17 protein-coding genes are annotated in these 16,766 nt (G+C 71.2%); 14 read left to right on the top strand and 3 right to left on the bottom strand.

All coding sequences use genetic code 11. The annotated features are described in order from the left end of the window. From ACIQTP_RS44205 to ACIQTP_RS44140, 14 genes are all read left to right on the top strand, one after another. On the top strand, nt 1-783 hold a 783-nt coding region (locus tag ACIQTP_RS44205), incomplete at its 5' end, for a biotin/lipoyl-containing protein (RefSeq protein WP_403411198.1). 165 nt (nt 784-948) lie between these two features. Further along, nucleotides 949-1,278 carry a TcmI family type II polyketide cyclase gene (locus ACIQTP_RS44200; RefSeq protein ID WP_402038970.1) on the top strand — a complete coding sequence of 110 codons (330 nt, stop codon included), beginning with the start codon at nt 949-951 and terminating at the stop codon, nt 1,276-1,278. Next, nucleotides 1,275-2,546: a beta-ketoacyl-[acyl-carrier-protein] synthase family protein gene (locus tag ACIQTP_RS44195; RefSeq protein WP_403411195.1), complete on the top strand. Its 1,272-nt coding sequence runs from the start codon at nt 1,275-1,277 to the stop codon at nt 2,544-2,546. Before ACIQTP_RS44200 ends, ACIQTP_RS44195 begins: the two co-directional genes overlap by 4 nt. Next, nucleotides 2,543-3,757 (top strand): ketosynthase chain-length factor, encoded by a 1,215-nt coding sequence (locus tag ACIQTP_RS44190; RefSeq protein ID WP_402038971.1) that lies wholly within the window; start codon nt 2,543-2,545, stop codon nt 3,755-3,757. Before ACIQTP_RS44195 ends, ACIQTP_RS44190 begins: the two co-directional genes overlap by 4 nt. 91 nt (nt 3,758-3,848) lie before the next feature. Next, entirely contained in the window at nt 3,849-4,124 is a 276-nt protein-coding gene (locus tag ACIQTP_RS44185) for an acyl carrier protein (protein WP_054237212.1), read from the top strand. A 125-nt stretch (nt 4,125-4,249) separates the two neighbouring features. Then, complete coding sequence (gene fabG, locus ACIQTP_RS44180) at nt 4,250-5,035, top strand: 3-oxoacyl-ACP reductase FabG (protein WP_067384741.1); 786 nt, start codon at nt 4,250-4,252, stop codon at nt 5,033-5,035. Between the two features lie 50 nt (nt 5,036-5,085). Further along, the gene (locus ACIQTP_RS44175; RefSeq protein ID WP_403411191.1) at nt 5,086-6,021 is read left to right on the top strand and encodes an aromatase/cyclase; all 936 of its coding nucleotides are present in this window, start codon (nt 5,086-5,088) and stop codon (nt 6,019-6,021) included. A 2-nt stretch (nt 6,022-6,023) separates the two neighbouring features. Continuing rightward, nucleotides 6,024-7,550 (top strand): FAD-dependent monooxygenase, encoded by a 1,527-nt coding sequence (locus ACIQTP_RS44170; protein ID WP_403411188.1) that lies wholly within the window; start codon nt 6,024-6,026, stop codon nt 7,548-7,550. Nucleotides 7,551-7,675: 125 nt separating this feature from the next. Then, on the top strand, nt 7,676-9,151 hold the full coding sequence (locus ACIQTP_RS44165) for an FAD-dependent monooxygenase (protein WP_403411185.1): 1,476 nt from the start codon (nt 7,676-7,678) through the stop codon (nt 9,149-9,151). A gap of 100 nt (nt 9,152-9,251) precedes the next feature. After that, a complete protein-coding gene (locus ACIQTP_RS44160; RefSeq protein ID WP_403411182.1) occupies nt 9,252-10,202 on the top strand; it encodes an alpha/beta hydrolase in 951 nt (316 codons plus the stop codon). Nucleotides 10,203-10,206: 4 nt separating this feature from the next. After that, entirely contained in the window at nt 10,207-11,571 is a 1,365-nt protein-coding gene (locus ACIQTP_RS44155) for an MFS transporter (protein ID WP_403411179.1), read from the top strand. Continuing rightward, nucleotides 11,555-11,869, top strand: coding sequence for an acyl carrier protein (locus ACIQTP_RS44150; protein WP_402038976.1), 315 nt, complete (start codon nt 11,555-11,557; stop codon nt 11,867-11,869). Before ACIQTP_RS44155 ends, ACIQTP_RS44150 begins: the two co-directional genes overlap by 17 nt. A 45-nt stretch (nt 11,870-11,914) precedes the next feature. Further along, nucleotides 11,915-13,483, top strand: coding sequence for an acyl-CoA carboxylase subunit beta (locus ACIQTP_RS44145; protein WP_403411176.1), 1,569 nt, complete (start codon nt 11,915-11,917; stop codon nt 13,481-13,483). Nucleotides 13,484-13,497: 14 nt separating this feature from the next. Then, the gene (locus tag ACIQTP_RS44140) at nt 13,498-13,776 is read left to right on the top strand and encodes an acyl-CoA carboxylase subunit epsilon (RefSeq protein ID WP_403411173.1); all 279 of its coding nucleotides are present in this window, start codon (nt 13,498-13,500) and stop codon (nt 13,774-13,776) included. A gap of 139 nt (nt 13,777-13,915) precedes the next feature. Here the strand turns inward: ACIQTP_RS44140 and ACIQTP_RS44135 are convergent, their stop codons facing one another. The 3 genes from ACIQTP_RS44135 to ACIQTP_RS44125 all read right to left on the bottom strand — a co-directional run bounded on the left by ACIQTP_RS44135 (nt 13,916) and on the right by ACIQTP_RS44125 (nt 16,636). Further along, nucleotides 13,916-14,722: a 4'-phosphopantetheinyl transferase superfamily protein gene (locus tag ACIQTP_RS44135; protein WP_129592043.1), complete on the bottom strand. Its 807-nt coding sequence runs from the start codon at nt 14,720-14,722 to the stop codon at nt 13,916-13,918. Next, complete coding sequence (locus tag ACIQTP_RS44130) at nt 14,719-15,672, bottom strand: aromatase/cyclase (protein WP_403411171.1); 954 nt, start codon at nt 15,670-15,672, stop codon at nt 14,719-14,721. Before ACIQTP_RS44130 ends, ACIQTP_RS44135 begins: the two co-directional genes overlap by 4 nt. A gap of 268 nt (nt 15,673-15,940) precedes the next feature. After that, complete coding sequence (locus ACIQTP_RS44125; protein ID WP_403411168.1) at nt 15,941-16,636, bottom strand: antibiotic biosynthesis monooxygenase family protein; 696 nt, start codon at nt 16,634-16,636, stop codon at nt 15,941-15,943. Nucleotides 16,637-16,766: the final 130 nt, after the last annotated feature.

Raw genomic sequence — 16,766 nt, 5'->3', positions numbered from 1 at the left:
TTCGAGTTCCGCATCAACGGCGAAGACCCGGGACGCAACTTCCTGCCCGCCCCCGGCACGGTGACGTTGTTCGCCCCGCCGTCGGGTCCGGGCGTCCGCCTGGACGCGGGCGTCGAGTCCGGCAGTGTCATCGGCCCGGCCTGGGACTCCCTGCTCGCCAAGCTGATCGTCACCGGCGCCACCCGCGAGCAGGCGCTCCAGCGCGCCGCCCGCGCCCTCGAGGAGTTCGAGATCGGCGGGATGGCCACCGCGCTGCCCTTCCACCGCGCGGTCGTCAAGGACCTGGCCTTCGCCCCCGAACTGACCGGTTCCACCGACCCGTTCACGGTCCACACCCGCTGGATCGAGACCGAGTTCGTCAATGGCATTCCGCCCTTCACCAACCCCGCCGCGGTGGCGGAGGCGGAGGACGAGCCGGGCCGCGAGTCCGTCGTCGTCGAGGTCGGCGGCAGGCGCCTGGAGGTCTCGCTGCCGTCCTCGCTGGGCATGTCCCTGGCCCGCACCGGCCTCGCCGCCGGCGCCAAGCCGAAGCGCCGCGCGGCCAAGAAGTCCGGCCCCGTCGCCTCCGGCGACACGCTCGCCTCGCCCATGCAGGGCACGATCGTCAAGGTCGCGGTCGAGGAGGGCCAGGAGGTCAAGGAGGGCGACCTCGTCGTCGTCCTGGAGGCCATGAAGATGGAACAGCCCCTCAACGCCCACCGCTCCGGCACCATCAAGGGCCTCACCGCCGAAGTGGGCGCGTCCGTCGCCTCGGGCGCCGTCATGTGCGAAATCACCAGCTGAATCACCCGGCACTGCCTGGCATTTCCCGGCATTCTTCAGCGCAATTCTGAACCGGTCTGACAATTCCCTGACACAGGGAATATTGAAACCGCTCGTACCGCCCAAGATACTGAATATGAGCTTTCGTCAACTGTTGTGTGGTGGGCCCCGAGGAGAGGGAAACGTATGTACAGCACGCTGATTGTGGCTCGGATGGATCCCGGGTCGAGCGTCGACGTCGCGAAGGTTTTCGGTGATTTCGACGACACGGAAATGCCGCACCGCATGGGCACACGCCGGCGCCAGCTCTTCCAGTACCGGGGTCTGTACTTCCACCTCCAGGACTTCGACGCGGACAACGGCGGCGAGCTGATCCAGCACGCCCGGCACGACCCCCGCTTCATACGGATCAGCGAGGACCTGAAGCCGTTCATCGAGGCGTACGACCCGGCCACCTGGCGCTCCCCGGCCGACGCGATGGCCACACGCTTCTACAACTGGGAGGCGTCCGCGTGACCGGCCGACGAGTTGTCATCACCGGTATCGAGGTGCTCGCCCCCGGTGGTGTCGGGGCGAAGAACTTCTGGAACCTGCTGAGCGAGGGCCGTACGGCCACCCGCCGCATCACGTTCTTCGACCCCAGCCCGTTCCGTTCCCGGGTCGCCGCCGAGATCGACTTCGATCCGGCGGAGCACGGACTGCGCCCGCAGGAGATACGCCGGATGGACCGCGCCGCGCAGTTCGCGGTGGTCGCGGCCCGTGGCGCGGTCGCCGACAGCGGTATCGACATCGAGGCCTACGACCCCTACCGCGTCGGCGTCACCATCGGCAGCGCGGTCGGCGCGACCATGGGTCTGGACGAGGAGTACAACGTCGTCAGCGACGGCGGCAGGCTCCACCTGGTCGACCACGCCTACACGGCCCCGCACCTGTACAACTACCTGGTCCCCAGCTCCTTCGCGGCCGAGGTCGCGTGGGCCGTGGGCGCGCAGGGCCCCAACACGGTGGTCTCCACGGGCTGTACGTCCGGCATCGACTCGGTCGGGCACGCCGTGGAGCTGCTCCGCGAGGGCTCGGCGGACGTCATGATCACGGGTTCGTCCGACGCCCCGATCTCGCCGATCACGATGGCGTGCTTCGACGCGATCAAGGCGACGACGCCCCGGGACGACGTACCCGAGCGCGCCTCGCGCCCCTTCGACGGGACCCGCAACGGGTTCGTCCTCGGGGAGGGTGCCGCGGTGTTCGTCCTGGAGGAGCTGGAGAGCGCCAAGCGGCGCGGCGCGCACATCTACGCCGAGATCGCGGGCTATGCGACGCGCTCGAACGCGTACCACATGACGGGCCTGCGTCCGGATGGGGCGGAGATGGCCGAGGCCATCACGGTCGCGCTCGACGAGGCCAGGATGAACCCGACCGAGATCGACTACATCAACGCGCACGGCTCGGGCACCAAGCAGAACGACCGCCACGAGACCGAGGCGTTCAAGCGGAGCCTGGGCGACCACGCCTACCGGACCCCGGTCAGCTCGATCAAGTCGATGGTCGGGCACTCGCTCGGCGCGATCGGCTCCATCGAGATCGCCGCGTCCGCGCTGGCGATGGAGAACCACGTCGTGCCGCCCACGGCCAACCTCACCACCCCCGACCCCAAGTGCGACCTCGACTACGTGCCGCTGGTCGCCCGCGAGCAGCTCACCGACGCGGTGCTCACGGTCGGCAGCGGCTTCGGGGGATTCCAGAGCGCCATGGTGCTGGCGCGTCCCGAGAGGAGCGTGGCATGACCACCACGGTGGTAGTGACCGGTCTGGGCATCGCCGCCCCCAACGGACTGGGCACACAGGACTACTGGGCCGCCACCCGGACCGGCAAGAACGGCATCGGGCGGGTCACCCGCTTCGACCCGTCCTCCTACCCGTCGACCCTGGCGGGCGAGGTGCCCGGTTTCGTCGCCGCGGACGTGCTGCCGAGCCGGCTGCTGCCGCAGACCGACCACATGACCCGGATGGCGCTGGTCGCCGCCGAGTGGGCGCTCGCGGACGCGGGCATCGACCCCGAGGAACTGCCCGAGTACGACATGGGCGTCGTCACGGCCAGTTCCTCGGGCGGCTTCGAGTTCGGCCAGGGCGAGCTGGAGAAGCTGTGGAGCCAGGGCAGCCAGTACGTGTCCGCGTACCAGTCCTTCGCCTGGTTCTACGCCGTCAACAGCGGCCAGATATCCATCCGCAACGGGCTCAAGGGCCCCAGCGGCGTCATCGTCAGTGACGAGGCCGGCGGTCTCGACGCGGTGGCGCACGGCCGGCGGCTCATCCGCAAGGGCACCCCGATGATCGTGTCCGGGGGCGTCGACGCGTCGATCTGCCCCTGGGGCTGGGTGGCGCAGATGGCCGGCGACCGGCTGAGCACCAGCGACGAGCCGACCCGTGCCTATCTGCCCTTCGACGCCGACGCGGCCGGTTACGTACCGGGCGAGGGCGGCGCCATCCTGATCATGGAGTCGGCCGAGTCGGCCTGCGAACGCGGCGCCAGGATCTACGGCGAGATCGCGGGCTACGGCTCGACGTTCGACCCGCGGCCCGGCAGCGACCGCGAGCCCGCCCTGCGCAAGGCGATCGAACTCGCCCTCGCCGACGCGGGCACCGCTCCCGAGGACGTCGACGTGGTCTTCGCGGACGCGGCGGGCGTGCCGGAGCTGGACCGTGTCGAGGCCGACGCGATCTCGGCGGTCTTCGGGGTCCGGGGTGTCCCGGTCACCGCGCCCAAGACGATGACGGGCCGGTTGTACTCCGGCGCGGCCCCGCTCGACGTCGCCACCGCGCTGCTGGCCATCGAGGAGGGCCTCATCCCTCCGACGGTCCACATCAACCCCGACGAGGAGTACGGCCTCGACCTCGTCCTCAACCAGTCGCGCACCGCCCAGGTGCGCACCGCCCTGGTCCTGGCCCGCGGTTACGGCGGCTTCAACTCGGCCGTCGTGGTCCGCGCCGTCGACTGACCGGCACCCCCCGCCCCCAACGCCCCCGAGACCCCCAACGCTCCCGAGACCCCCGACTGAACGATCCATTTCGACCTGGGAAGGAACCCACGTGTCCACTTCGGAATTCACCCTGGACGACCTGCGCCGCATCCTCCAGGAGGGCGCCGGTGTCGACGAGGGCGTCGACCTCGACGGCGACATCCTCGACGAGCCGTTCGAGGTCCTCGGCTACGAGTCGCTGGCGCTCCTGGAGACCGGCAGCCGTATCGAGCGCGAGTACGGAATCGTCCTCGACGAGGACCTGCTGACCGACGCCGACACCCCGCGCGCCCTCATCGAGGCCGTGAACCAGCAGTTCGGCGCCGACGAGCCCGCCGCCGCCTGACGCCCGACGGCGTTCCCGGACCGGGCGAAACCTTTCACCTGACCTCGTGACCTCGTCCGGTCCGGCTCCGCCGCAGCCCCGCAGAAGCAAGCGCCATCCCGCAGCACAAGAGGGAGAGGAAGCACATGTCAACGCTGGAAAAGCGGGTTGCTCTCATATCGGGGGCCACCAGCGGCATCGGCCTCGCGTCCGCGCGGGCGCTGGCCGCGGGCGGCCACCGCGTGTTCATCGGCGCCCGCAGCGCGGACAACGTCGCCGAGACCGTCAAGATCCTCCAGGAGGAGGGCATCGACGCCGACGGCACGGTCCTCGACGTCCGCGACCCCGCCTCGGTCGGCGCCTTCGTGCAGGCCGCGGTCGACCGCTTCGGCACCGTCGACGTCCTGGTCAACAACGCCGGCCGGTCCGGTGGCGGCGTCACCGCCGACATCGAGGACGAGCTGTGGACCGATGTCATCGACACCAACCTCAACAGCGTGTTCCGGCTGACGCGGGAGGTGCTCAACACCGGCGGCATGCGCCACAAGAGCCGTGGCCGCATCATCAACATCGCCTCCACGGCCGGCAAGCAGGGCGTGGTCCTGGGCGCCCCCTACTCCGCCTCGAAGCACGGCGTGGTCGGTTTCACCAAGGCCCTCGGCAATGAGCTGGCCCCCACCGGCATCACCGTGAACGCCGTCTGCCCCGGCTATGTCGAGACGCCGATGGCCCAGCGCGTGCGCGCCGGATACGCGGCGGCCTACGACACCTCCGAGGACGCCATCCTCGAGAAGTTCCAGGCCAAGATCCCGCTCGGCCGCTACTCCACCCCCGAGGAGGTCGCCGGCATGGTCGCCTACCTCGCCTCCGACACGGCCGCCTCGGTCACCGCGCAGGCCATCAACGTCTGCGGCGGACTCGGCAACTTCTGAGCACCCCCACCGACCGGCAGCCCGTACCCAGCCATGGAGAAGAAAGCGTCATGACGACCCGTGAGGTAGAGCACGAGATCACGATCGCCGCGCCCGCACCGGCCGTGTACCGGCTGCTGGCGGAGGTCACCAACTGGCCCCGGATCTTCCCGCCCACCATCCACGTGGACCGGGTGGAGCACGACGGCTCCCAGGAGCGGATACGGATCTGGGCCACCGCCAACGGCGAGGCCAAGAACTGGACCTCGCGCCGCGAACTGGACCCCGAGGCCCTGCGCATCACCTTCCGCCAGGAGGTGACCGCCCCGCCGGTCGCCGCGATGGGCGGCACCTGGATCATCGAGCCGCTCGGCGCGAACGAGTCCCGGGTACGGCTGCTGCACGACTACCGCGCCGTCGACGACGACCCGCACGACCTCCTGTGGATCGACCGGGCCGTCGACAAGAACAGCCGCTCCGAGCTGGCCGCGCTGAAGAAGAACGTCGAGTTCGCGCACGCGGCGGAGGAGGTGACGTTCTCGTTCGAGGACACCGTCTACGTCGACGGTTCGGCGAAGGACGTGTACGCCTTCATCAACGAGGCGAACCTGTGGTCGGAGCGTCTGCCGCACGTCGCCACGGTCCGTCTGGAAGAGGACACCGTGGGGCTCCAGACCCTGGAGATGGACACCCGGGCCAAGGACGGCTCCGTCCACACCACCAAGTCCTACCGGGTGACCTTCCCCCACCAGCGCATCGCGTACAAGCAGGTCACCCTGCCCGCCCTGATGACCCTGCACACCGGTCACTGGACGTTCACCGACACCGACCAGGGCGTCGCGGCGACCTCCCAGCACACCGTCACCCTCAACACGGACAACATCGAGAGCATCCTCGGCTGCGGGGCCACCGTCGCCGACGCCCGCGAGTACGTCCACACCGCCCTGTCCACCAACAGCAGGGCCACCCTCACCCACGCCAAGGCCTTCGCAGAGAACAGGCGTTGACGATGACGACGGACCATCAGGACACCGACACGACCATCCTGGACACCGACGTCCTCGTGGTCGGAGCGGGCCCCGCCGGGCTGATGCTTGCCACCGAGCTGAGGCTGGGCGGCGCCGAGGTGGTCGTCGTCGACCAGCGCCCCGGCCCGACCACCGAATCCCGGGCCTCCACCCTGCACGCCCGCACGATGGAGATCCTCGACTCCCGCGGGCTGCTGGACGAGCTCGGTACGCCGCCGTGCGAGCCGCGCGGTCACTTCGGCGGCGTACCGCTCGACCTGACGCTGCCCAGCTCGCACCCCGGGCAGTGGAAGGTCGCGCAGACCCGCACCGAGGAGCTGTTGCAGCGGCGGGCCGCCGAGCTGGGCGCCGATCTGCGGCGCCGGCACCAGCTGCTGTCCCTTACGCCGGAGGACGGGGTGGCGGCCGAGGCCATCGGTCCCTACGGTCCCGTCCGCATCCGGGCCCGCTACCTGGTCGGCTGCGACGGCGAGGACAGCACCGTACGGCGCCTGGTCCGGGCCCCCTTCCCGGGCCGGGACGCCGCACGCGAACTGCTGCGCGCCGACGTCTTCGGCGTCGAGGTCGCCGACCGGCGCTTCCAGCGCCTGGAGCATGGGCTCGCCATCGCCGCCACCCGGGAGGGGGTGACCCGGGTGATGGTCCACGAGTTCGGGCGGCCAGCGGCCGAACGCGGCGGCTCCCAACCGGACTTCGCGGAGGTCACCGACGTCTGGAAGCGCGTCACCGGCGAGGACATCAGCCAGGGCACCCCCCTGTGGGTCAACGCCTTCGGCGACGCCAACCGGCAGCTCGCCCGCTACCGGCACGGTCGCGTCCTGTTCGCCGGGGACGCGGCGCACCGGCAGATGCCGAGCGGCGGACAGGCCCTCAACCTTGGTGTTCAGGACGCCTTCAACCTCGGCTGGAAGCTCGCCGCAGTCGTCCGCGGCAGCGCGGGCGAGGACCTCCTCGACACCTACCACTCCGAGCGCCACACCGTGGGCCGTCAGGTCCTCGCCAACATCCGGGCCCAGGTCGAGCTGCTGCTCGGCGGCCCGGAGGTCGAACCCGCCCGTGCCCTGCTCACCGAACTCGTCGCCCTGGACGGCGTACGGCGGCACCTCGCCGGGATGATCAGCGGTCTCGGCATCCGCTACGACGTCGAGGGTGTCGGCTCCGAGATCCGCTCCGACGAACACCCGCTGCTCGGGCGGCGGCTGCCGGACGCGTGGCTGGAGCCCGCGGAGCGTGGCGCGCGGCGCCGTACGACCGAACTGTTGCGCACCGGTCACGGGTTGCTGCTGTCCCTGGACGGGGACGGCGCCCCGGGGCTGCGCGCGACGGCGGCTCCCTGGTCGGACCGGGTCGCCTTCGTCGCCGACCGCCCCGCGGCCGGGGGCCCGCTGCCGGCCGGACAGGCCCTGCTGGTCCGCCCCGACGGCTACGTGGCCTGGGCCGGTTCCGGTCCGGCCGGCCTGGCGCGGGCGCTGACCCGCTGGTTCGGCACCCCGGCCGCCGACGACTGAGATCCACCGCACATCCCGATCCGCCGGCACGGAGACAGACACACGTACCGGCACACGCACAGCTGAGGCACCGCACGTCACCCACCGATGCGACGCGCGCCCGGGCGCGCGAGGAGAGGACACCCATGGACGCGCAGATGGACGCGGACGTCATCGTCGTCGGCGCCGGCCCGGCCGGGCTGATGCTGGCCGGGGAACTGCGGCTGGGCGGGGTGAGTGTCATCGTCGCCGAGCGGCTGGCGCGGCCCACCGGACAGTCGCGCGGGCTCGGGTTCACCGCCCGCGCCATGGAGTCCTTCGACCAGCGCGGTCTCGTCCCGCGCTTCGGCGGGCTGGAGAAGAGCCCGATGGGCCACTTCGGCGGGGTGCAGTTCGACTACACCGTGCTGGAGGACGCCCACTTCGGGGCCCGCGGCGTCCCCCAGTCCCGGACGGAGGCGGTGCTGGAGGAGTGGGCGGGCGAGCTCGGCGCCGACATCCGGCGGGGCTGGGAGTTCCTGGCGCTGGAGCAGGACGGGACCGGGGTCACCGTCAACGTGGCCGCGCCCGACGGCGAGCACACGCTGCGCGCCGCCTACCTGGTGGGCGCCGACGGCGGGCACAGCCCGGTGCGCAAGGCCGCGGGCTTCGACTTCCCCGGTACGCCCGCCACCCGCGGCATGTACCTCGCGGATGTCGTCGGCTGCGAGATCCCGCCGCGCTTCCTGGGCGAGCGGCTGCCCGGCGGCATGGTGATGGCCGCGCCCCTGAAGGAGGGTGTGGACCGGATCATCGTGTGCGAGCACGGCACCCCGCCGGCCGACCGCAGTGAGACCCCGGAGTTCGCCGAAGTGGCGGCGGCCTGGGAGCGGTTGACGGGTGAGGACATCTCCGGCGGCGGTGCGGACTGGGTCAGCTCCTTCACGGATGCCACCCGCCAGGTCACCGAGTACCGGCGCGGGCGGGTGCTGCTTGTCGGCGACGCCGCGCACATCCATCTGCCGGCCGGCGGCCAGGGACTGAGCACCGGCGTCCAGGACGCGGTCAACCTCGGCTGGAAGCTGGCGGCGACCGTCCAGGGCCGGGCCCCCGAGGGACTGCTCGACACCTACCACGACGAGCGTCACGCGGTCGGCGCGCGGCTGCTGATGAACACCAGGGCACAGGGCACGGTCTTCCTCGGCGGCCCCGAGTCCCAGCCGCTGCGCGATCTGTTCGCCGAGCTCATCGGCCTCGACACGGTCAAGCGGCACCTCGCCGGGGTGGTCAGCCACCTCGACGTCCGCTACGACCTCGGGGACGCCGGGGACTCGCTGGTCGGGCGCCGGTTGCCGCCACGGGTGCTGGAGACCGCCGCCGGCGAGGTCCGTACGCCCGAACTCCTCCACGCCGCCCAGGGCGTGCTGCTCGACCTCGCCGACGACTCCGTACTGCGCGAGGCCGCGGCCGGCTGGAAGGACCGCGTCACCGTCGTCACCGGCACCCCGCAGGACCCGGCCGCGTTCGGCGGCGCCGCCGCGGTGCTGGTCCGCCCCGACGGCTATGTGGCCTGGGCGGACACCGGCTCGGCGGAGCTGTGCGCGACGCTGCACCGCTGGTTCGGCGCGCCCGAAGCCCGCTGAGAACCACCACCGGCATCCGTTCCGCACGAGAGCACGACGACGAGAGCACGACGACGAGAGCACGAAACACGAGAGCACGAACACGAGAGGAAGTACCCCAGTGAGCGTTCCCACGGTCGAGACCATCCCCTCGTCCGTACCCAGTTCGGCCATGCCCCCGATGTCCCCGGGCGTGCGCCCCGTCGCCCTGGCGGCCGGTGACGTCACGCTCTCCGCGCTGATCGCCCAACCGTCCGGGCCACCGCGGGCCACGGTCGTCGCGGTCCACGGGGGAGGAATGAGCGCCGGGTACTTCGACGGGCAGGCCCACCCCGACGTCTCCCTGCTCGCCCTCGGCGCCCGGCTCGGCTACACCATGGTCGCCGTCGACCGGCCCGGCTACGGGCTGTCCGCCGCGGACGCCCCGAGCGGTCAGACCCTGGCCGAGCAGTCCGCCGCGCTGCACGCGGCGCTGCGGCACCTGGCCGGCCGCGCCGAGACGGGCGCCGGGGTGTTCCTGCTCGCGCACTCCTTCGGCGGCAAGCTCGCCCTGACGTACGCCGCCTGCCAGGCCGGCGATCCGGATCCGGCCGTACCGCCGCTGCTCGGGCTCGACATCTCCGGGCTCGGCCGGGACTACGCGGTCGACCACCCGGAGGGCGGCCCCGACCCGCACCAGCACCGGCACTGGAAGCGGAACTGGGGTGCCCTGCGCTTCTACCCGCCGAACACCTTCCGCGAGGCGGAGGCCATGGTCGCCCCGATGCCCCCGCGCGAGCAGGCCGAGGCACTCCAGTGGCCGCGGCGGTTCCCGGTCGCGGCGGCGGCCGTGCAGGTCCCGGTGCGGCTGACGTTCGCCGAGCAGGAACTGTGGTGGCACCACGACGAGGACACCGTCGCCGACCTCGCCGCGCACTTCGCCTCGGCGCCGTCCGCCGCCGTCGACCGCCAGCCCGGCGCCGGGCACAACATCAGCCTCGGCTGGGCCGCCCGGACCTACCACCTGCGGGCGTTCTCGTTCTTCGAGGAATGCCTCGCACGCCGGTCCGCGGGCGCGTCCGTGACGCCTTGATGCCATGACGACCACACGGCCCGACGCCAGGGACACGGCGAAGAGGGCGAGGAGGGGCGGGAGGGGCAGGTGGGCCGCGGGCGGCGGGGGCCGTCGTACGCCCTTCCGGTCCCTGGCCGTGCGCAACTTCCGGCTCTTCGCGGCCGGCCAGGTCGTCTCGGTCGCGGGCACCTGGATGATGGTCACCGCCCAGGACTGGCTGGTGCTCTCCCTGACGGGGGACTCCGGCACGGCCCTGGGCACCGTGACCGCGCTCCAGTTCACCCCACTGCTGCTGTTCACGCTGTACGGCGGCCGGCTCGCCGACCGCCACGACAAGCGGCTGCTGCTCACCCTCGCCAACCTGGTCTCCGGCGTCCTCGCGCTGGCCCTCGCCGTGCTCGTCCTGGCGGGCTCCGCGCAGCTGTGGCAGCTGTATCTGTTCGCCCTGGGCCTCGGCACCGTCAACGCGGTCGAGGTGCCCACCCGGATGGCGTTCGTCGGCGAGATGGTCGGCCCCGAGCTGCTGCCCAACGCCTCCGCGCTCAGCGCCGCCTACTTCAACACCGCCCGCGTGGTGGGCCCCGCCCTCGCCGGACTGCTGATCAGCGCGGTCGGCGCGGGAACGGCCATGCTGCTCAACGCGGCCAGCTATCTCGCCACCGTGACCGGGCTGGGCCTGATGCGCCCGGGAGAACTCCTGCGCACGGCCCCGCCGGAGCGCGGCGTCAAGGTGGTCGACGGGCTGCGGTACGTGCGCGGGCACCCCGACCTGTTCGTGCCGTTGGCACTGGTCGCCGTGGTCGGCCTGTTCGGTTTCAACTTTCAGCTCACCCTGCCGCTGCTCGCCAAGACCGTCTTCCACTCGGGCGCGACCGCGTTCGGGCTGCTGACCACGGCGTTCGCCGCCGGTTCGCTGCTCGCCGCATTCGCCACCACGGCGCGCAGCGCCCGTCCGGCCGCTCTGACCGTCGCCGCCTCCGCACTCGCCTTCGGGCTCATCGAGACGGCGGCAGGCTGGTCGCCCACCTACGCGTGGGCGACCGTGCTGCTGTTTCTCACCGGCTTCGCCACCCTCTACTTCGCCCAGGCCGCCAACCACCGCATCCAGTTGGGCAGCGACGCCGCCTACCGCGGCCGGGTGATGGCGCTCTACACGCTCATCCTGCAAGGACTCACCCCACTCGGCGCCCTCCTCGTGGGCTGGCTCACCGTCCGTCACGGTGCGCGCTCCGGCCTGTACGTGGGAGGGCTCGCCTCGTCAGCGGCGGCGCTCGCGGTGCTGCTCTCGGGGCGGGCACGTCGATTCCTCCCCAGCCACCGGCCGGAACCGGCATTCCTCGGGCCCGGCCCTCTCCCTGAAAGGCAGCCCCATGAGTCCCCTGAGTGACGACACCCCGTGCAGTTGGCTCGACCGGCTCCCGGACCCGGTCCAGCTGCGCGCCATGACCCCCGACGCACGTGCCCGCACCATCGGCCACTGTCTGCGCCTCGAACTGCACGACCTGCTCGCGGTCCCGCCGGGGCACCGGCTCTCGCCCGGTCTGCCGCTGCGCGGTCAGGGCCTGGACACGCTCTACGCCCTGCACCTGGGGCGCCGGATCCGGCGCGCCCTCGACGCCGAGGTGCCCGCCGAGGTGCTGCGGGAGAGCACCGTCGGCGAACTGACCGCGTTGCTCGCCCGCTGACCGAACCGTCTTTCCTCTTGATCCACTTGAATGGGAGATCCGTACATGGAGCCCGCGATACCCATCGAACTGGGCGGCCGGCTGATGGAGCTGGCCGAACGCAAGGACATCGCCCGTGCCGGGCAGGACCCGCAGGCGACCGAACGACAGCACGCCAAGGGCAAGCTGACCGCTCACGAGCGCATCGAACTACTGCTGGACAAGGGCAGCTTCCAGGAGGTCGAACCGCTGCGCCGGCACCGGGCGACCGGCTTCGGCCTGGAGGCGAAGAAGCCCTACGGCGACGGTGTGATCACCGGCTGGGGCACGGTCGAGGGCCGTACGGTCTTCGTCTACGCCCATGACTTCCGTGTCTTCGGCGGTGCCCTGGGCGAGGCCCACGCCTGCAAGATCCACAAAATCATGGACATGGCCATCGCCGCCGGGGCGCCGCTGGTGTCGCTCAACGACGGCGCGGGCGCCCGCATTCAGGAGGGTGTCTCCGCGCTCGCCGGGTACGGCGGCATCTTCCAGCGCAACACCCGGGCCTCCGGTGTCATCCCGCAGATCAGCGTGATGCTCGGCCCGTGCGCGGGCGGCGCGGCGTACTCGCCCGCCCTGACCGACTTCATCTTCGCCGTCCGGGACATCTCGCAGATGTTCATCACCGGGCCCGACGTGGTCCGCGCGGTCACCGGCGAGGAGATCAGCCAGAACGGGCTCGGCGGCGCCGATGTGCACGGCGCTGTCTCCGGAGTGGCGCACTTCGTCCACGACGACGAGGAGAGCTGCCTCGCTGAGGTGCGCTATCTGCTGTCGCTGCTGCCGTCCAACAACCGCGAGCTGCCGCCGCGCCACGTCAGCGGCGACCCGGGCGACCGGTCCGGGGACGTGCTGCTCGACCTGGTGCCGCACGACGGCAACCGCTCGTACGACATGCGCGCGGTCGTCGAGGAACTCGTCGACGACGGTGACTACGTGGAGGTGCACGCGGGCTGGGCGCCGAACATCGTCTGCGCCCTGGCCCGGCTCGACGGTCACACCGTCGGCATCGTCGCCAACCAGCCGGCCGCCATGGCGGGTGTCCTGGACATCAAGGCGAGCGAGAAGGCCGCGCGGTTCGTGCAGTTCTGCGACTCCTTCAACATCCCGCTGGTCACGCTGGTCGACGTGCCCGGCTTCCTGCCGGGCGTGGACCAGGAGCACGAGGGCATCATCCGGCGCGGCGCCAAGCTGCTGTACGCGTACTGCAACGCGACCGTGCCGCGGGTCTCGGTGGTGCTGCGCAAGGCCTACGGCGGCGCGTACATCGTGATGGACTCCCGCTCCATCGGCGCCGACATCGCGCTGGCCTGGCCGACCAACGAGATCGCGGTCATGGGTGCCGAGGGGGCTGCCAACGTGGTCTTCCGGCGGGAGATCGCGGCCGCGGACGACCCCGACGCGATGCGTCAAGAGAAAATCGACCAGTACAAGGAGGAGCTGGTCCACCCTTACTACGCCGCCGAACGCGGGCTGGTCGACGACGTCATCGACCCGCGCGAGACCCGGGCGGTCCTGGCCCGTTCGCTCGCCATGCTCGCGGCCAAGCACGCCGAGCTGCCGCGCCGCAAGCACGGCAACCCGCCTCAGTGAGCAGGGAGGAAACCATGAGCATCCAGCGCCCCGCCCTTGTCCCCGTTCCCGATCCGGCCCCCGACCCCGGCCCCGTCCTCGAACCCGCGGCCGGTCCGCTTTTCCGGATCGAGCGCGGCTGCCCCTCCCCGGAGGAGCTGGCCGCGCTGACCGCGGTACTGATGGCCGTCACCGCGGGCCCCGGTGTCGCACCCGACGACACGGCCCGCAAGCACCAGGTCGTCGCCCTGTGGCGCCGCCCCGAACGCGTCACCGGCTTCGACGGCCCCCGCACCTGGCGAGCGGCGGCCTGACCCCCCGGGGATGGAACAGGGCGAAGGGGCCGGAGAGTTCACAGGAACTCTCCGGCCCCTTGGGCTTGTCGGGTGTCGGGGAATCCGCGGACCGGTTGTGGTTGCTCGCAGTTCCCCGCGCCCCTGGTGGGGCCCGACCTCAGCGTTCGAGATCCCCGTGCTGGGCCGGATCCCGGAGCATGGAACGCAACCCCGGTTCCATCTCCACAAGACGCTCAACCGCATCCGGGGCGTACAGATAGGCGGTGGGCACGGCGCGAAGAGCGACGGGCCGATCTCCGGCCCCGGCCAGCGCCACCGCCGCGATGTGGGTGGAACACAGGGGCAGGTTGCCCACCACCCACCCCGTCGGCCGCTCGGCCAGCCCCGCCTCACCGAGGTAGTCGAGGTCGGCCCCCCGGGTCAGCCCGGTGCCCAGCCCCTTCAGGTACGCCTCCTTCCGTGTCCACAGGCGGCCGAAGGCCATGGTCCGTTCGTGCTCGGGAATCTTCTCGAGCTCCTCACGCTCGGCCGGATGCAGTGCCGGCAGACACGCCTCGGCGGTCTGGGGCGACGGCAGCCGCTGGACGTCGGCGCCCACCCGTGACTCCGCCACCACCACGATCGCCAGGCCGTGGCTGTGCGAGAGCGAGAACTGGGGGGCGCCGCCGGGCACGCCGAGCACCACGGGCCGGCCGTGGCGTTCACCGTTGCCGTTGTACCGCTCGCCGGCGAGGTTGAGCCGGCTCGGTTCGATGCCTGTGTAACCGGCGAGGACCCGGCGCAGTCCCACGTGCGCCGCGGCGTACATCTGGCGGTCGTCGGGCCGCCGATAGGAGTCGGCCCGACCTCTCTCGTAGGCGTCGAGCTCGTCGTACGGGACGTCACGCGGAGAGTCGGGCGGCGGCAGCAGCCACACGTCCAACTCCCCTCGCGCTACGGCGAGCCGGCGCACCGTCGGGGTCAACGGCGGCCCTCCGCGTGAGCCTTGGCATGGTTCAGCGTGGCCAGGCTGTTGGTGGACAGGGCGGTGTGGACGTACTCGCGCGCGTCGGCGACCGTGGCGGAGTCACCGAGGATGCGGGCGATGTTGTCCGTGTTGAGGGTGACGGTGTGCTGGGAGGTCGCCGCGACGCCCTGGTCGGTGTCGGTGAACGTCCAGTGGCCCGTGTGCAGGGTCATCAGGGCGGGCAGGGTGACCTGCTTGTAGGCGATGCGCTGGTGGGGGAAGGTCACCCGGTAGGACTTGGTGGTGTGGACGGAGCCGTCCTTGGCCCGGGTGTCCATCTCCAGGGTCTGGAGCCCCACGGTGTCCTCTTCCAGACGGACCGTGGCGACGTGCGGCAGACGCTCCGACCACAGGTTCGCCTCGTTGATGAAGGCGTACACGTCCTTCGCCGAACCGTCGACGTGGACGGTGTCCTCGAACGAGAACGTCAACTCGGCGTCGGTGTATTCACGTTCCGCGTTCTCCTTCAGCGCCGCGAGTTGCGCGACGGCGCTCCGGTCGATCTCGGCGCCGATTCGGTCCAGGGCCCCGGGGTCGTCGTCGGCGGCCCGGAACTCGTGCAGCAGCCGTACTCGGGACGCGTTCTCCCCGAGCGGTTCGACGAGCCAGGCGCCACCGAGACCGGCGACGGGGGCCGCGGTGACCAGGTGCTGGAAGTTGACCCGCAGCTTGGCGGGTTCGACGATCCGGCGCAGCGGACGGCAGTGCGGTTCGCCCGCCGCGGTCGGTGCGGTCTCCCAGATCGTCAGCCGCTCCTCGCCCTCGGGAGCCTCCTCGTACTCGACGTGGATGATCGAGGGGAAGATCCGCGGCCAGTTCGCCACCTCGGCGATCAGCCGATGGACGGTGTCCGCCGGGACCGCGATGTTGATCTCGTGCGCGACTTGGCGCATGCCCGGGTGTTCCATGCGTGCTGTCTCCTCGTCCTGGTGGGGCGCGCGGGGGCGGGACGGGAACGGGAACGTGACGGACAGAAAAGCCGCTGCCGGGTGGGGGATTCCCGGCAGCGGCCAGCCAGTGGGGATGGGAACGCGCCCGTGCGTCCGCGTCCGTGCGCGATCTGTCATACGTGCTTCTGTTGGGCGTGCCTCGACTGCGGGTGTTTCACGTGAAACAACGTGCGGACCCGGTGGCGGGCCGGCCGCCGCCCGACCGGTCGGCCCGCCACCGGGTGGCTCACTCGCCCGCGGCGCGGGTGTGGACGACCTGGTAGGTGTTCTCGTCCTGCCAGGTCTGGAGCGCGGCGACGCGGGCGTCGACCTTCTGGCGCTCCGGGGTGCGCTCGCCCTGCGGCACGGAGCGGAAGGCGTCGTACGCCTCCTTGCTGTCCCACTGGGAGTAGACGACGACGAACTTGCCCTCGATGCCGCGGGCACGCAGGCCGCGCAGCACCGTGTGGGTGCGGTACCCGGGGACGTCGACCAGCCACGCCTGGGACTCGCCCAGGGCGTCGATCAGGTCCTCCTGGTTCTCCGGCAGCACGCCGAAGAGCTCGATGGCCGTGTAGTCGTCGCGGGACGGAGAGATCTCGGTGACGCCGCCCAGCTCCGGCTTCTGCTGAGTGAAGGCGATCTCGTTCTGGAGCAGACGGATCGAGGTGGTGATCTCACCGAAGAGCGGGAGGGTGCGGTGCTTGAACTCCTCACCGGCGTAACGGCTCTCCAGGTCCTCGGTGCTGCGCCACTGGATGAAGTTGGCCGTTCCCGGCTTGTCCTGCCCGGCGTGGACCGTGCTGGATATCCAGCCCTCGTAGGCCGCCGTGTCGACGATCTGGCGCATCGCGGCGAGCAGCTTGACCTGCTTCTCGGCGGCGTCGGTCGAGAACAGGTTGAGAACGGTCAGGTGCTGACCATCGGCTGCGATCTTCGGCATTCTCTCGTCTCTTCCGTTCGAGGAAATGGGAGTGCGAATGAAGGTGCGGGTGGAGGTGCGAATGGAGCTACGAATGCAGCATGGCAAGAAGATCTGCCCATGTGAAAGGGTCGGCACTTCAGGACTACCG

Source organism: Streptomyces sp. NPDC090798 (assembly GCF_044768965.1).
GTDB lineage: Bacteria > Actinomycetota > Actinomycetes > Streptomycetales > Streptomycetaceae > Streptomyces.
This window is presented reverse-complemented; position numbering and strand designations above follow the sequence as displayed.